General features: G+C 65.5%; 19 protein-coding genes. 10 read left to right on the forward strand and 9 right to left on the reverse strand.

The window, feature by feature from the left end:
• Positions 1–12: 12 nt before the first annotated feature.
• Positions 13–702 (reverse strand): DUF4231 domain-containing protein, encoded by a 690-nt coding sequence (locus tag V4Y03_RS09535; protein ID WP_317876515.1) that lies wholly within the window; start codon positions 700–702, stop codon positions 13–15.
• A gap of 115 nt (positions 703–817) precedes the next feature.
• Between V4Y03_RS09535 and V4Y03_RS09540 the strand changes: the two genes are divergently transcribed.
• The gene (locus tag V4Y03_RS09540) at positions 818–1,018 is read left to right on the forward strand and encodes a hypothetical protein (protein ID WP_332434631.1); all 201 of its coding nucleotides are present in this window, start codon (positions 818–820) and stop codon (positions 1,016–1,018) included.
• Between the two features lie 211 nt (positions 1,019–1,229).
• On the opposite strand, the gene V4Y03_RS09545 is transcribed toward V4Y03_RS09540, so the two are convergent.
• The 5 genes from V4Y03_RS09545 to V4Y03_RS09565 all read right to left on the reverse strand — a co-directional run bounded on the left by V4Y03_RS09545 (position 1,230) and on the right by V4Y03_RS09565 (position 4,037).
• Entirely contained in the window at positions 1,230–1,514 is a 285-nt protein-coding gene (locus V4Y03_RS09545; RefSeq protein ID WP_332434632.1) for a DUF7660 family protein, read from the reverse strand.
• A 106-nt stretch (positions 1,515–1,620) separates the two neighbouring features.
• On the reverse strand, positions 1,621–1,848 hold the full coding sequence (locus V4Y03_RS09550; protein ID WP_332434633.1) for a hypothetical protein: 228 nt from the start codon (positions 1,846–1,848) through the stop codon (positions 1,621–1,623).
• Between the two features lie 364 nt (positions 1,849–2,212).
• Positions 2,213–2,632 (reverse strand): DUF6578 domain-containing protein, encoded by a 420-nt coding sequence (locus tag V4Y03_RS09555; RefSeq protein WP_332434634.1) that lies wholly within the window; start codon positions 2,630–2,632, stop codon positions 2,213–2,215.
• Positions 2,633–2,894: 262 nt separating this feature from the next.
• Positions 2,895–3,164, reverse strand: coding sequence for a hypothetical protein (locus V4Y03_RS09560; protein ID WP_332434635.1), 270 nt, complete (start codon positions 3,162–3,164; stop codon positions 2,895–2,897).
• A gap of 111 nt (positions 3,165–3,275) precedes the next feature.
• Positions 3,276–4,037, reverse strand: coding sequence for a GntR family transcriptional regulator (locus V4Y03_RS09565; protein WP_332434636.1), 762 nt, complete (start codon positions 4,035–4,037; stop codon positions 3,276–3,278).
• A gap of 79 nt (positions 4,038–4,116) precedes the next feature.
• Between V4Y03_RS09565 and V4Y03_RS09570 the strand changes: the two genes are divergently transcribed.
• The 4 genes from V4Y03_RS09570 to V4Y03_RS09585 all read left to right on the forward strand — a co-directional run bounded on the left by V4Y03_RS09570 (position 4,117) and on the right by V4Y03_RS09585 (position 5,938).
• Positions 4,117–4,395, forward strand: a complete 279-nt coding sequence (locus V4Y03_RS09570; protein WP_332434637.1) for a hypothetical protein — start codon at positions 4,117–4,119, stop codon at positions 4,393–4,395.
• Positions 4,396–4,666: 271 nt separating this feature from the next.
• Positions 4,667–4,930 (forward strand): hypothetical protein, encoded by a 264-nt coding sequence (locus V4Y03_RS09575; protein ID WP_184929974.1) that lies wholly within the window; start codon positions 4,667–4,669, stop codon positions 4,928–4,930.
• Positions 4,887–5,594: a GntR family transcriptional regulator gene (locus tag V4Y03_RS09580; RefSeq protein ID WP_332434638.1), complete on the forward strand. Its 708-nt coding sequence runs from the start codon at positions 4,887–4,889 to the stop codon at positions 5,592–5,594. The genes V4Y03_RS09575 and V4Y03_RS09580 overlap by 44 nt, the downstream gene beginning before the upstream one ends.
• Positions 5,591–5,938: a hypothetical protein gene (locus V4Y03_RS09585; protein WP_332434639.1), complete on the forward strand. Its 348-nt coding sequence runs from the start codon at positions 5,591–5,593 to the stop codon at positions 5,936–5,938. Before V4Y03_RS09580 ends, V4Y03_RS09585 begins: the two co-directional genes overlap by 4 nt.
• A gap of 345 nt (positions 5,939–6,283) precedes the next feature.
• On the opposite strand, the gene V4Y03_RS09590 is transcribed toward V4Y03_RS09585, so the two are convergent.
• Positions 6,284–7,207, reverse strand: coding sequence for a hypothetical protein (locus V4Y03_RS09590; RefSeq protein ID WP_332434640.1), 924 nt, complete (start codon positions 7,205–7,207; stop codon positions 6,284–6,286).
• Between the two features lie 442 nt (positions 7,208–7,649).
• On the opposite strand from V4Y03_RS09590, the gene V4Y03_RS09595 reads away from it, so the two are divergent.
• On the forward strand, positions 7,650–9,680 hold the full coding sequence (locus V4Y03_RS09595) for an AAA family ATPase (RefSeq protein WP_332434641.1): 2,031 nt from the start codon (positions 7,650–7,652) through the stop codon (positions 9,678–9,680).
• 521 nt (positions 9,681–10,201) lie between these two features.
• Here V4Y03_RS09595 and V4Y03_RS09600 read toward each other — a convergent pair.
• A complete protein-coding gene (locus tag V4Y03_RS09600; protein WP_332434642.1) occupies positions 10,202–10,438 on the reverse strand; it encodes an e9imm peptide in 237 nt (78 codons plus the stop codon).
• Positions 10,429–10,896, reverse strand: coding sequence for an NUDIX hydrolase (locus V4Y03_RS09605; RefSeq protein ID WP_332434643.1), 468 nt, complete (start codon positions 10,894–10,896; stop codon positions 10,429–10,431). The genes V4Y03_RS09600 and V4Y03_RS09605 overlap by 10 nt, the downstream gene beginning before the upstream one ends.
• Here V4Y03_RS09605 and V4Y03_RS09610 point away from each other — a divergent pair, their 5' ends adjacent.
• From V4Y03_RS09610 to V4Y03_RS09625, 4 genes are all read left to right on the forward strand, one after another.
• Entirely contained in the window at positions 10,897–11,694 is a 798-nt protein-coding gene (locus tag V4Y03_RS09610; RefSeq protein ID WP_332434644.1) for a GntR family transcriptional regulator, read from the forward strand.
• A gap of 138 nt (positions 11,695–11,832) precedes the next feature.
• Positions 11,833–12,177 (forward strand): SCO3933 family regulatory protein, encoded by a 345-nt coding sequence (locus V4Y03_RS09615; RefSeq protein ID WP_332434645.1) that lies wholly within the window; start codon positions 11,833–11,835, stop codon positions 12,175–12,177.
• Positions 12,178–12,180: 3 nt separating this feature from the next.
• Complete coding sequence (locus tag V4Y03_RS09620) at positions 12,181–13,536, forward strand: FtsK/SpoIIIE domain-containing protein (protein ID WP_332434646.1); 1,356 nt, start codon at positions 12,181–12,183, stop codon at positions 13,534–13,536.
• 81 nt (positions 13,537–13,617) lie between these two features.
• Entirely contained in the window at positions 13,618–14,325 is a 708-nt protein-coding gene (locus V4Y03_RS09625; protein WP_332434647.1) for a DUF2637 domain-containing protein, read from the forward strand.
• The last annotated feature ends 12 nt before the right edge of the window (positions 14,326–14,337 follow it).

Below are 14,337 nucleotides of genomic sequence, written 5' to 3' on the forward strand. Positions count from 1 at the left end.
GCGGCTGACGTACTAAGGGGCTCCGGAAGACTTCCGGGGCCCCGGCTCGTCGACGGGGTTCGAGGCGGGCGCGGAGTCGACGGAGGTCGAGGCAGGCGCGGCGGTCGGGGAGCTGACGCCGGGCGCGGCAGCGGAGTCCACGGCGCCACCCCGCCCCCGAGCCCCCTCTCCCTCCTCGTCCCCGGCGGCGCGGGCGGCGGGGATCCCGTGCTGCTGCACATCGGCGTTGACCTGCCCGCCGAGTGTCATGACGTTGAGGGTGGCGGAGTTCTCGTTGGCGATGGCCTTCTCGACCCTGGCGACGAGCGTCGAGAACGCCTCGCGGCGGGGAAGGTTGTGGTAGGGCCCGACCTTGGTCTCGAAGTAGACCCGTTCGTGCCCGAGGAGTTGCTCGGTGGACCGGTAGTTCTTCCACTGCTCGCGGTAGCGGTAGACGCTCTCCAGGGAGACCGCGGCGACGACGACCACGCTCAGCACGGTGGCGGTGACGCGGGCGAAGGCGAGGTCGAGATTGACGAAGACGGGGACGAGGGCGCCGCCGACGACGGAGACGGTCCGCATCCGCAGATGCATCGCCTTCATCCGGGTCGCCTTGGCGTCGTACCAGCCCTGGTACTGCGAGAGCCGGCCCTCGATGTACCGCTGCGGCGTCATCTCGCCGCTCTGCACGCCCGGTTCGGGCGAGTCCCCCACGTCAGCCATGCGGGGAGTACACCGGCCGTGCGGGCCGTCCGTCAACTCTTCGCCCATTCCTCCACGGCCCACCACAAGGTACGTTCATCCCACCTTCGACCAGAGGCACTTCAGGGAGGACCCCGTGGCGCAGGCCCACACCGCACGTACGACCACCACGACCAAGGCCGGCATCGCCCTCGGCATCCTGGCGGCAGCGCTCGTCGCCGTGGCGGGCCACGCGACGACCGGAGCGACGACGGCGAGCGACCGCGAGACGGGCACGGTCAAGTGGGTGACCGTGGCGACGGCGGGCGACAAGAAGGTAGAAGTGATCAAGGCCTGACGGACACACGCATGACGAAAGGCCCCTAGCCGCGCCCGGCAAGGGGCCTTTCGTCAAAGCCGAGCACGGACACCGGACACCGGACACCGGACACCGATCAGAGCCGCGACTTGGCCGCACGCACCAGCTCGCTGATGCCGTCCCGCGTCCGCGCCCCGCACTCTTCCAACGCGCCTCTGTCTGCCGCCCGCTGCCCCGGCAGGACCTGCGGCTACTCGTACATCGTCGCCGCCTGGAGCGCTCGGGCGAAGAAGCGCCAGTCGCCATGGGGCGGCAGTTCGCGGCCGGTGTTGCGGTACCAACCGTCCGCGTCGTCCATCCAGGCCGCCAGCGCCTCCAGGAACCCGGCGAGGTCCGCGTTGTCCCAGGCGTCGCCGCCGTCACCATGGCTGCGGCGGAGAGAGCGGACGAAGGACGCCAGTTCCTCTCTGCTGTTGACGTGCTCAGGAGAAGTGGGCATGCCCGGCGCCGGGGGCATGGTCAGGTTCGGCGTCATGGAGGCCATGATGCCTGCCGCCCACAGGACCACGTTGCGCCATCGCGTACGGGGACCACGCCCCGACACCGATGGCGCGGACGGGCACCCGGAAGCGTGGCCGGTGTCAGCCTTCCTCGGCCGCCCGCACGTCCTTCCGGGCACCCCGAGAGACGCTTTCACCCGCTTCCAGCTCCGCGCCCTCCAAGGCCGCGATGGCCCTCCGTCGCCACCGGCCGACGGCGATCGCCGTGAGCACCACCATGAGGAGAGCGACAACAGGCGCACCCCGGACCAACGCGCCGATGGCGTACCCGAGAGGCTCCATCATCTCCCCCTCAGCAGTCCCCGTCACCGGCTGACAGGCACCTCGTAGACGATCTCTCCATACCCGCGTCGTCCAGACCGTAAGCCACTCGGACCGGCTGCTCAGGAGCCGCCGCCGCTCGTGAGCAGCTGTCCCCCGTCGGTGCCGGAAGCACATGGCGAAGGCCCCCAGCCGCAAACGACTGGGGGCCTTCGTACCGGTGGGCGCGGACGGTTTCGAACCGCCGACATCTGCTTTGTAAGCCTGGCGCCGGAAGCTGACCCGTCACCGCAGCTCAGCCCTTCTGTGCACTACGACGGCTGTCACAAGCTGTGGAGGCCGTAGCAATCCTCCAGTGACCGTGGTTGGCCGCTCGATCTGGCACGCATCTGGCACGCGTCCGCCAGCTCCCTCATCGACCGCGAGCAGCCGCACCTTCCGGACAGTCTGTGACACGCCGGGCGGTCACCAGGTAGCCCGCGAAGCGCACGTCCGGCCTGGCCTTCGCCCACCCGTCCGCCTTCTCAACCGGTACCAGTACGGTCGTGCCCGGAACGGGGTAGTTCACCCTGTCTGTGGCGCCCGGGGGTACCCCGTAACGGCAGTGCACCTCGACGATCGACACCACTTCCACCGAGGTGGGTGCGTGTCCCTCGTCCTGACCGTGATGCTCTTCGCAGAAGTCGATCTCATCCGCACGTTCGCTACCGACGACGTCGGCGTAGTCCTCCTGATCGGCCTCCAGCAGAGTCCACGAAACAACGTCCCCTGGCGCGAAGCTCTCTCCGCAGCACTGCATCTGCCAGTCATCGACCCAAATCGTCAACGTCATGCCGTCATTGTCCACCGAGCGACCCACGCGCAAGAGGGCCTCGGGTAGGGCTGTCGGCGGTGGCACTGTTGTCAGGGAGAGATGTCAGGCTGGCCCGGGGCTTGCCGCCCTTCGGCAGCCAACTCTTCGTTTCCAGAGCAGCGATGGCCCGCCGACGCCACCTGACGGTCAGCACCGTGGCGACCCCACATGCAAGTAGGGCCATGACGACGCTGCCCCACGCCACGGCGGCAAACGCGTATCCGAGTGGTTCCAACGTCCTTCACTCCCCCGCTTCGTCGCCTTCGCCACTACCTACAGCCTCCAACAAACGCCGCCTCGCCTGCTCCAGGCGGCCGGCGTAGTCGGGCATGAACACCTCGGGCAGAGTCGTCTCCAACGTTCCGGAAATCGCGTAGATCCCCGACCAGACCGCTCGGTCCGGCACGATGGCGTCCAGCTTGTCGGACTGCATCATGACTTCATACAGCCAGTCAGACAGGACGAATGCCTGGTCACGCGTGAGTTTGATGATCACCGATTCTTCGTCCACATGGTGACCGTACAGCCGAGGTCGGAAGAGCGGCTCTGGACTGGAGTTGCTCTGGCGCGAGCGACCGACAGACGTCGCCCGCATCCGGCATAACGATTCGAGCCGCGGACGTCAGTGCCGGTTGATCGGAATCTCGTAGACAATCTCGCACAGAGTGGCGGGGACGACGATGTCCGCCGTCTCAACGGGCCGTCCTTCGTCGCTGTAGTACGTCCGCCGGATGTGGGTGACGAGCGAGGCTTTCTGAATCCCGAGAAGAGACGCCTCCTCGGCAGTGGCCTGCCGCGGCTCCGGCTGCTCGACGGCATGGCCGACGGTGACGCCGATCTGAGCCATCCGGTTCACGACGCCGGCCCCGGCGTGTGGCCCGCCCTCGGGAAGGACGACGAGAGTTCCGCCGGTGAGGTCATACGGCTCCCAGCTCGTCGACAACTGCGCGGGCCGCCCGTCGGCAAGGAACTCGTACACCGTGCGGACGCACAGGTCGCCCTCGACGATGCCGAGCCGTGCGGCAATCTCCGCCGGCGCCGGAACCTTGGCCTCGGTCCGACTCTCCCAGTCCCCCTGCTTACCCAAGGCCCTCATGTCGGCCCGGAACGGCGAACCGCCGCCCTGCTCGCGCGCTGACGAGCGGACCACGCGCACACGCTGACGAGGCTCCGCGACGTACGTTCCGGATCCCGCCCGCCCCTCCAGGACCCCTTGGGAGATCAGCAGCTCCTGCGCCCGACGGACGACGTTCTCGCCGACGCCGCACTCCTGACCGATCTGGGCACGCGAGGGGAGACGGTCTCCGGGCTCCCACTCGTGCTCCGCGATCCTCCGCCGGAGTTCGTCAGCGATGCGGAGATACGGCGGCTGCTGCTCAGGCATGTGGAAAATCTAGTCCACTAGCTCTAATCTAGTTAACTAGCTTCACGCAATGTGATCCCTTGGCGACGGAGGCTCTCCTGTGCCCGCTTCGGAAGCAAGTGCGGTGGACATCGCCGCCCGGCTGTCCGCCCTCGGACTCACCACACGCGTGGAGGAACACGCCCGTCACACGTCAATCGAAGCGGAGGTGCCGGAATCGCTCCTCGCCAAGACATGGCGGGAGGCCTTGGAAGTGGTGGGGGAGGCCGATCGATTCGGACTCCAGGCCAGCAGCTTGAACGGCCGCACCTTATGGGCCGCCGTACACAGAACGGTCCCCGCGACGGGCGATGTCCGGGGACCTGGCCATCAGCGATAGGAGCTGATCAGCGTGTTGAACCGTATCCGCCGCGCAGTTGGGCGCACCAGAGTGCGCCCTTTAGGGCCGCCGTGGTTCGTGCCGCCGGAGGTCAACTGATGCATGCGAAAGCCGTCCCCTACCGATCGAGCTCGTGTCGGATCGGCACGCACCACGAGTGCGCGCAGTCCTCGCCGTCCCTGGCGCCGGTCGGCGTCCCCGTGATCTACGAGGCGTGCGACTGCCCCTGCCACCCGGCGGCCGGCCGGGAAGCGCCGAAGGAGGCGACCCCATGAGGAGCTGGACGCCGAGCGGCGCGCTGGCCTCCAACGTCGAGATCACCTCGGCCAACGTCCAGCGGGGCGATGTCATCCAGATCGGCGGCCAGCCGTGCCGCGTGGCCGACCTCATCCAACTTCCGGGCGGTGCAAAGCGCCTCCTCTTCGAGTCGGGCGAACTGCTGACCATGCACTCCCGAACCCGGCTCATCGCCCTGAGGATGCAGAGAGTTGGTGATCAGCGCCGTGGCCTCTCGCCGTCACGTCATCGCCGATGACCTCAGGGCTCAGATCTCGACCGGCCGCATCAAGGCCGGCGACCGCCTCCCCTCCGAAGCCCAACTCGCCGCCCGCTACACGGTCAGCACGCCGACCCTACGGAGCGCCCTCGCGCTCCTCCAGGCCGAAGGTCTCGTTGAAAAGGTCCACGGCAAGGGCAACTTCGTCCGTCCCCCTCTTCGCAGGATCACGTACCTCGGCGGCAGCCCGACACTGCCGACTCCGGGCTTAGAGATCAGCGTCCGCACCACCAAAATCCGGGCGCGCGGCCACCTGTCCGTCTTGCTGCGGGTGCCGACTGGCAGTCCCCTCACCGAATTCCAGTGCCTGAGTCACGACGGAACCTCGCCGCACAGCCTGTCCCGCGTCTACATCCCTCGCGATCTGGCCCCGGCTGTCATACCCGACGAGTCGACCTGGCCCACAACCGTAGCGACGCCACTGGCCGAGGTCGAGGAGAGACTCTGCGCTCGCCTCCCCACCCCGGTGGAAGCGGCAACCCTCCGAATCAGCCCGACCCTCGCCGTTCTGGCGATCACTCGCGTAGCGACCGACACCGCCGGCCGCGTCGTCGAGGCCGCGCTCCTGGCCCTCCCTGGCGACCGCACGGAAGCCGTCTTCACCACCCACCACACGCCCGAAGGCAGAAGGGCCGAAGGATGACGCCCCACAATGAGCTCCGACTCCTCCCATGGTCGGGCCCCGACGGCAAGCCCTGCTTCCTGAGCACCGACGGCACCGGCGGCCCCTTGTCCCGCCTGGCCGACCGCACCGAAGTCGCCCAACTCGACGTCGCTGCCGAGCTCCTGGAGCACGCCCATGAGGTACTCGCCGACGAGTCGTCGGCCCCGGAAGAACTCCGTCTCGTGGCGTCAGACCTCACCGTCGCCCTGCGAGACGCACTCCGCGTAGCCGCAAGCCGCGGCCACCGCCTCCCGAGGCTGGGTGCCTCCGACCCCGGAGACAGCAACGAGGTCCCCCATCTGCCGGCAGGCGTCTTTAGCTAACAGCCACGCGCCACAACGACACGAAGCCCCGGGCCAAAGCCCGGGGCTTCGTGCACACGGCTCCGGAGGCCCCGCGCATTTCAGACGTTCGTGCAGCTCAGAGAGCTGGTCTTGTCGTGTGGCCGCCCATGTCCACGGATATGCCGCACTGCCAGGCAGGCCCTCGTAGCGCGCTTCAGGTTTCCCGCACAACGGAAGGCGTCTCTACGTGCGGGCTCCGACAGACCTCCCGGCAGTTCCTCGCCCTGTCCGGCGGTGTGCCGCCCTGTTGCGGTATGCGTCAAGTGCCACAAAAGCCGTCAACACTGAACGAGTTGCACCGTTCCAGGCGGGAGTCGACCTGAGCTACCCCACAATTACCGTCACGGTGAATTCACTGTCACCCTTTTTGCGCAGACCACCGAGGTCGCGCATAAATTCTTCTGGGTCCACAATGTAATTGTGCGGGTCGTGAATGTACGCAAACAAGCGGCGACACTCCGCATGGCTGTGATAGCTCTCAAAGTCAATGCGAAGCTCGTCCGCCACCTTCTTGGCGTGCCGGGCATCGCGTACATATTTGCACTCGACCACGATCCCCGCTTCCTTCACGACAAGGTCAATGCGCTTTGCCGACCCTGCGCTTTTCGGCGTCCACTCTTCCCGGGAAACGGCAGGGAATACCGCACTTAGGGCAGCCTCTGCGACATCTTGGACATCGTACTCGTTTTCTACGGCGAAAGCCGGTCTGGCATTCGATCGTGTCGCAAGTTTTCGGGCGGTCACAGGAATCGACTTCAGTGCCTGCAGGGCCAGTTCCTCATGATTCGACTGCCCGCCCAGCATCGGGACGGCTTCGTACCTATCCCTTCTGCGCCCGCAGATCAGCGCCTCCATGTCGGAACTTAGGAAGCTCGCAAAGCATCCTCGAATGTCAATCGATTCCCCGCTGCGAGTCTTACCATTTCCGTATTGGTGGTAGCTCGCGACGCGCTTCCTGTACTTCTCGTCCCGAACGGCCAGGACCGCACCCGTAAAGTCGCCTGTTTCACGAAGTGCCGTATTGAATTGTTGGTGAGCCACATGCGCTTCGACGTACTCGTAAATCTCGGCGGGAGTGAAGGAGATCCGGTAGCGCGTAAAGGTGCCGAGAAACTCTCCGCTTCCGTCTCGGTCAGCGAACCGATGATATACAGCGCCCTCCGTCTCCAAGCTGCGCAAGTCCTCGGCATGTCCAGGCAGCACCTTGAACGTCTTGCCGAACGCTGTAATGGTGACCCATTCGCTCATACCGCCCCCTCGTGATGCAGTCCTAGCTCAGCGTAGAGCCTAGGTACGACAGAGGTCGGCGGAACGGCTATGGGCTGGAGCTGCTTTGGAGCGAGTGATCATGGCCCCGTAGGCGTCCGGCGCGTCGGGCAGTCTGTGGACTTGCCCGGTGCAGTACGACGTGGGGGCCGGCGGTCGGCGGTCGGGCTGGAGTGGGGGGTAGATAGGAGCGCAAGCCCCGGGCGACGGGTCGCGTGCGCCCCGCAAGCGCGGCAGCTGCCGCCGCTGTGGGTAGGAGCACCGCGCGCTGAGGCCCTCGCCGCCCGGTTGTCCGCTGCAGAGAATAGCTACTTTTCATGACAAAGTAGATCAATGCCTCAATTAGATACAAATCGAGGAAGACACTCATCCGCGGCACGCTGTGCTCTATAACTACTTACTCCACCACGAGACAGGAGTGGTAGTGCGACTCCATTCGGCCACTTTCACCAACTTTCGGCGTTTCGCTGGAGAGAATTCGCTAATTATTGACGATCCGATCACCGCCCTCGTCGGGCCAAACGAGGCCGGAAAAACAAGCATTCTCGACGCTATCCTAAGAGGTGCAGCGAGGACAAAATTTGATAGTTCAGATTTCACGCGCGGTATCGAGCAAAGCGACTCGACCAAGCCTCGAGTGGAACTGAAATTCGTCATCGAAAGCGACGACCTGAAGGAAATCGCCGACATCCCTCACGGGAATCCTCCGAAGTGGCTGATAGTCAAGCATGGAGTCGACGGAAGAATCCTGACCCTCAACCCCATGCCCTGGCATGATCCGGCCGTAATCAGAAAAGTGACGGATCTAGCAGATTTCACCCTCCAAAACGGAGGGGCCAGCAAAGCTGACGCTAAAGACTCGGGTACAAGTCTCGCACCCCAAGACCCGCTGACGTCTATGATTACTCAGGCCATGCAGAGCCTGGATGGTATGGATGACTTCAAAGCAAGGGCCATCTCCGACGGCCGCCTAAGGTATATCGATAACACCCTTCGGCATCTCGGGGCACTGACGCGAAATGACCCCGATGCATTCTTCGATAAATCCGACAAGACTGAGAAGAATCAAGAACCTCGACCGCTAAGGCGTCTCGCGGAAGAGCGGTACTATCTTCCCGTCATGGAAAACTTCGGCAAAGAGCTGGCTTCGCTGCGGAATATTCTAGCCTCTCCGCCGCCAGCAGCCATCATTGGCTCACGTCTCGTGGAACGCATACCTAAGATCGTCAAATTTGCCGAACAGGATAGGAACCTACCAAGCTCCTTTGATTTCTCGAAAGAGGAATCAACGCCACGAGGTTTGATGAACCTTTTGCGCCTAGCAAAAGTCGATGGAGATGCTCTTAGGGAAGCGGTCAGCCATGGAGACCATCTAAGGATGGCAGAGCTAACCGATCAAGCTAACGCCAATCTTAAAGAGGCGTTCCAGGTGTGGCGCCAAGAGTCAGTGTGGCCCATCCTCCACATCTCAGGCTCGGTGCTGCGCATCCTGGTGCGGGTGGCCAACGGTAGTGCCTACACAGACTTGCACGACCGTAGTGATGGTCTGCGGAAATTCATCGCCCTAGTAGCGTGCATCCACTCTTCACGATATCTCGATAAGGGTGACGGCGCCAAAGACGTGATCGTTGTCGTAGACGAGGCGGAGAATCACCTACACTATGACGCGCAGGCGGATCTGATCGATGTGTTCACGAGGCAGCGGATCGCAAAGCAGATTATTTATTCAACCCATTCCGCAGGCTGCCTGCCTGAGGACATTGGTTCTGGAGTTAGGGTAATTCGCCCGACACCTGGCAGCCCTCACAGCACTATCAAGAATTGGTTCTGGAGTGACGGGGCTGGCTTCACTCCCATGCTGCTATCAATGGGAGCCGCAAGCCTGGCTTTCGCCTCCGTGCGCCGAGTAGTTCTCACTGAGGGCCCGAGCGACATGCTGCTACTTCCCACCCTCTTGAGACAGGCCTGCGAACTCAAATCCCTTGGGTACCAAATCGCTCCGGGCCTATCAGAAATATCACCGCGACTGACTCGCGAACTCGACCTTGAAGCTGCGAAGAGCTGTTTTCTCGTGGATGGTGATTCTGGCGGGACTGCTCTACAGGAGAAGCTATCCGAGAGCGGAGTACCCGTCGATCGCATTGTCTTCCTTGGCGGCGAAGGTTCCGGGACCACCTTAGAAGACCTAGTGGATGAGTCGAAATATAGAGAGTGCGTCAATTCACTAATTGGAGGCGATAGCGGTAACTGGGTTCCCGACAGTCACGAACTTCCTGTGGGTCGCCGCCACCTCGCCCTAAAGGAATGGTGCGAGGGTCAGAATATTTCCGTTCCTGGAAAGCGGCTAATCGCCCAATCCCTAGCAAGGAATGCCAGAGAACAGCAGATCATCAGTAGTGAGAAAGTTGCCACTCTTCGTGACCTGCATGCATCGCTGTGGGGACTGTTGGAGTAATCAAGGAGGCATCCAACGCGCCCCGATCTATCCGGTCGGGGGCATTGGGGCGTGCGTCGCAGGCGCCACGTGGGTCCGGCCATAGATCGCCCGACTCCCATCCCGTCTGCCGTCGACCCACACACCGTGGAGCAGGCGCGGTGCCGGGCGTCCAGGTGGAGCGCGCCACTGTACGAACGACCTGGACGCCCGGTGCCGTGTCTGCTCGGCTCTGCCTGGGTCGACGGCAGACGGGATGGGAGTCCCCACCGCCACACCCCACCGGCCGGCACGCGCGAACGAGCCCCCTCCATCCCGGAGCCTGAGCGCCCCCGCCGGAGGCATCGCTATGAGCCGCACTCGCGTACCGCCTCAGCCACGCGGGTTCGTCGCCCATCAACCCGAGCTGTCAGGCGTGCGGGCTGGCGGCCGGGCTGGAGCGGGGCGTAGACAGGAGCGCAGGCCCGGGCGACGGGCCGCGCGCGCCGCGCCTTGCGCGGCGGGTGCCTTGATGAAGTAGAGAAAGTCTTACCGCGCTGCCCTCAGAGGGCGATCGGCTTGTAGGCCATGGCCCTGTCGACAACCTTCTCGGGCGTCAGCTCGGGGTCGGGGCCCCAGAAGATGTAGTCGCTGATGTGCGGGCAGGCCAAGCCTCGTTCGAGAGTGGCCAGGATCTCGGAGGACTCGTCCTCAGATGCCTCTGCGCCCATGAGCCGCTCAACAAGGGGGATCGCTTCCTCGCGGGACATCCGCCATGCCTGCTGCATGGTCACTGCCACGAGATCAGTCGGTGGCCGTCATGGCTCCGTACGTGCGGGCCGTTTTCGTCCAGGGCGTCCAGGAGGCGGATCGCGTAGACCTCGGCCATGCGCTCTTCGACCTCGGCCGGCGTCAGCCAGTCGACCGCAGTGGACTCGTCTGACGTTTGCTCGGTGCCGCCAGAGGGTTTGCAGCGGAAGACTAGGGCGACGATGCCGCGGGTCGTGTTCTTGTACACGCCCGTCAGCTCGTCCACCCCGACGTGGATGCCCGTCTCCTCCAGGACCTCGCGGGCGACGCCCGCTTCAGGTGCCTCGGTGAGTTCGAGGACTCCGCCCGGGAGCTCCCATGTGCCGTTGTCCGCTCGGCGGATCGCCAGGAGGCGGCCGTCTTCCCGCACTACCGCTCCGGCTACGGACACGGAATGCAGCGGCGTTGACTTTGTTCCCGCGCTCCCACTACTCATGTACAGGAGCATATGAGAGTGGGTAGGACTGTGGGAACTCCAGCAGGAGCTGGCAGGGCTGTGCCTCGGTACGTGCAGATCGCCGACGAGATCATTCAGCAGATCCGGTCCGGCGTATTGAAGGCCGGTGACATGGTGCCCAGTGAGTCCGAGCTCGTCGAGCGGTACGGGGTCGCCGGCGGGACCATCCGTAAAGCCATGGTGGAGGTACGGGCCAGTGGGCTCGTCGAGACCCGGCATGGCAAGGGCTCCATTGTGAAGGACCGGCCTCCCGTACGGCTTCGGTCTTCGGACCGGTTCCGCGCTTCTCACCGGCGGGGCGGCAAGGCTGCCTACCTCGCCGAGTCCGAGCAGTCCGGCGCCACGGCCAAGGTCAGCGTCCTCTACATCGGGCCCATGGAGGCGCCGGCGGACATCGCCGAGCGGCTTGGTGTCGAGGTGGGGACGCAGGTATTTGCGCGGCGGCGGCTGTACTTCCGGAACGGGACTCCTGTCGAGACCGCCTCGTCGTACCTGCCGTGGGATGTCGTGAAGGACATCCCTGAGCTGTTTGCCGAGAACCCCGGCCCCGGCGGCATCTACGCCCGGCTCGAAGACCACGGCCACGCCTTCGCTGAGTTCGTGGAGACCCTTCAGGCTCGGCCGGCCGCGAAGGCGGAGGCGTCGGAGCTCGCTCTCAGCCCTGGGGCTCCTGTGGTGCACCTGCTGCGCGATGCCGTGACGAAGAAGGGGCGGGTCGTGGAGGTCTGCGACACCCTCATGGCCGCTGACCAGTTCGTCTTCCAGTACCGGATCCCCGCGACCGACTGACGCGCACTCAACTCCCTTCAACCCGCTGCGGTTTCTGCCCGTGGCGGGTTGACTCATATACAGGAGTGAGGCACTCTTCTTCATGTCACTCCTATATAGGAGTGGATGAGTCCAGCCTCTATAGAGGAGTGATCCACTGTGCGTCAGATCCCCGTCGATACCTCCGCCGCGATGGTGATGGTGGCCCAGCCCCCGGCCCCGAAGATCGCGAACCGTCAGACCGGTGAGATCGCCACCGACCGTGAGACCGGTACGACGCTGATGACCGTCGACGTCATGTTCGTCATGGACGGCAACGCCGAGATCCTCAACCTGACCGTGCCCGAGACGGGCATCTCCGAGGAGCTGTCCATGGGCACCCCGGTCGCCCTGACCGGCGTCGTCGCCCGACCGTGGGAGAACGAGTTCAACGGCCAGAAGCGCCACGGCATCAGCTTCCGCGCCGTCGCCGTCACTTCGCTCGCCGCCGCGAAGGTCAACTGACCCATGACCGCCTTAACGGTCACGCTCGCGCTGGTCGCCACGGTCGCGCTGCTGCTGCGGTGGCAGCGTCCGGCCTGGTACTGGATGAGTTTTGGTGTCGTCTTCGCGGTGGTGCGGATCCTCGCCCGGTACGCGTCGGTCATGGACGCGTGTGGGCTGACCGTCCCGCCCTCGCGCTGGCGCCTGGCACTGGCTCGGATGACCGGCCGGCCCATCCCCGATTCGCGGGCGCCCCGGATCCTGCGGCTGCGGCCGACGCGTACCGGGCTCGTACTGCGGGTGAAGCTCCGCCCCGGTCAGGACGCGTTCGATTTCTCCGCTGCCTCGGACCGGCTCCGGCACTCGTTCGTCATGCAGAACGTCACCGCCCGGGAGATCCGCTCGGGTGTCGTCGAGCTGCGGATGACCGGGTACGACGTCCTCAAACGGGTTCAGATGCCCGCGGCGGCCCGTGGTGGGGTGATGCGGGTTCCGGTCGCCATGCGGGAGGACGGGGAGGTGTACTACCGCGACTACCGCCAGACCCCGCACGCCCTGAACGTCGGTGCCACCCAGTCCGGGAAGTCCGTCTATCAGCGCAACCTCGTCGCTGCGCTCGCCACGCTGGATGTCGCCCTCGTCGGGATCGACTGCAAGCAGGGAGTCGAACTCGCCCCGCTCGCCCGACGGTTCACCGCCCTGGCCGACAACCCTGATGCCGCCGCTAACCTCCTCGACGCCCTCGTCGAGCACATGGAGGACGTCTACCAACTGATCCGACGTGAGCAGAGATTGAGTGCAGACCTGCCGGATGTGGAAATCACCGCCGACATCTGGGACCTGCCCGATCACCTGCGACCGACGCCGATCGTGCTCCTGGTCGATGAGGTCGCCGAACTCGCCCTCTTCGCTACGAAGGACGAGGAGAAGCGGCGGGATCGGATCATCACCTCCCTCGTCCGGCTCGCCCAGCTCGGCCGCGCCGCCGGCATCTACCTGGAGATCTGCGGGCAGCGCTTCGGCTCCGAGCTCGGTAAGGGCATCACCATGCTCCGCGCCCAGCTCACCGGCCGCACCGCTCACCGCGTCAACGACGAGACCTCCGCCAACATGGCCTTCGGCGACATCGCCCCGGACGCCGTCCTCGCCACGGTCCAGATCCGCACCGACCGGCCCGGCACCGCCGTCGTCGGCGACTCCTCCGGTGGGTGGGTCCGCATCCGTACTCCCCACCTCACGCTCCGGCGAGCCGTGAACATCGCGAACTCCCACGCTCACCGCACGCCCGAGATCCCCGCGTTGGACGCCTTCCGGCCCGTCCTGTCGCCTCTGGGCAAAGCCGCGGCGCCCTCGACCGTTGCGGCTCCCGCGATCGCCTGAATCCCCTCGCTCCACGGCGGCGTGACCGCTTCACGCCAGGTCCCTACCCCGCCCATGCCGAAACCGGAAGGAGGACCCCCGATGCGTCCCATCCGCCGACCGGACGCCGTCCTCGTACAAGCCGTGATCGCCGGCGCCCTGTCCTTCGCTCACCTTCACGACCTGGCTGCGGCTGCCGGACAGTCCGGTTGGAAGGCTTGGGCCTACCCGATCTCCGTCGATCTCCTACTCGTCGCCGCCTGGCATCGGCTGCGGACCTCGCGGGCCGCCGGTGAGCCTGCCCGCTCGGCCTGGACGTGGTTCATGGTCGCCCTGGCCGCGTCGCTCGGTGCGAACGTCGCCACCGCCGGGCTCCTCGACCTCGGCCACGTCCCCGCCTGGCTGCGCATCCTCGTCGCGGGCTGGCCTGCCCTCGCGTTCCTCGGCGGGACCCTTCTTGTCCACTCCCCTGGACATCCGGCGGTCACCAAGCCTGCCGAACCCGACACGGACACTGGGCACCCCTCGGCCGTGGAAGCGGTCATCGAGCGGGATGACGTGGTCGAGCCGAAGCCTGAGATCGCCGCCGCCCCGGCCCTCCCCTCTCCGGAGCCGGAGCCGGTCCCGGAACCCGCACCTGAGCCCGAACCCGCCCCCGTGGCCGCACCACCGGCGCTCGTCGCTCACGCCCGGAAGGTCGCCGACGACTACCGCGCCCGCACCGGCTACCCGATCGACGCCGACACCCTGCGCGCTCGCCTCGGCGTCCCGCCCCTGATGGCCAACGCCATCGCCGCCCAGCTCGTCTGAAGAGAGACCCTC

It is taken from the genome of Streptomyces sp. P9-A4 (genome assembly GCF_036634195.1).
Classification (GTDB): Bacteria; Actinomycetota; Actinomycetes; order Streptomycetales; family Streptomycetaceae; genus Streptomyces.

What these genes read in the sequence shown, in the direction of transcription:
- V4Y03_RS09620 (WP_332434646.1), top strand. Translation starts at nt 12,181, where the DNA reads ATGACCGCCTTAACGGTCACGCTCGCGCTGGTCGCCACGGTCGCGCTG.
- V4Y03_RS09565 (WP_332434636.1), bottom strand. Translation starts at nt 4,037, where the DNA reads ATGCCTGAGCAGCAGCCGCCGTATCTCCGCATCGCTGACGAACTCCGG.
- V4Y03_RS09545 (WP_332434632.1), bottom strand. Translation starts at nt 1,514, where the DNA reads ATGACGCCGAACCTGACCATGCCCCCGGCGCCGGGCATGCCCACTTCT.
- V4Y03_RS09610 (WP_332434644.1), top strand. Translation starts at nt 10,897, where the DNA reads ATGAGAGTGGGTAGGACTGTGGGAACTCCAGCAGGAGCTGGCAGGGCT.
- V4Y03_RS09590 (WP_332434640.1), bottom strand. Translation starts at nt 7,207, where the DNA reads ATGAGCGAATGGGTCACCATTACAGCGTTCGGCAAGACGTTCAAGGTG.
- V4Y03_RS09555 (WP_332434634.1), bottom strand. Translation starts at nt 2,632, where the DNA reads ATGACGTTGACGATTTGGGTCGATGACTGGCAGATGCAGTGCTGCGGA.
- V4Y03_RS09605 (WP_332434643.1), bottom strand. Translation starts at nt 10,896, where the DNA reads ATGCTCCTGTACATGAGTAGTGGGAGCGCGGGAACAAAGTCAACGCCG.
- V4Y03_RS09535 (WP_317876515.1), bottom strand. Translation starts at nt 702, where the DNA reads ATGGCTGACGTGGGGGACTCGCCCGAACCGGGCGTGCAGAGCGGCGAG.
- V4Y03_RS09575 (WP_184929974.1), top strand. Translation starts at nt 4,667, where the DNA reads ATGAGGAGCTGGACGCCGAGCGGCGCGCTGGCCTCCAACGTCGAGATC.
- V4Y03_RS09585 (WP_332434639.1), top strand. Translation starts at nt 5,591, where the DNA reads ATGACGCCCCACAATGAGCTCCGACTCCTCCCATGGTCGGGCCCCGAC.
- V4Y03_RS09625 (WP_332434647.1), top strand. Translation starts at nt 13,618, where the DNA reads ATGCGTCCCATCCGCCGACCGGACGCCGTCCTCGTACAAGCCGTGATC.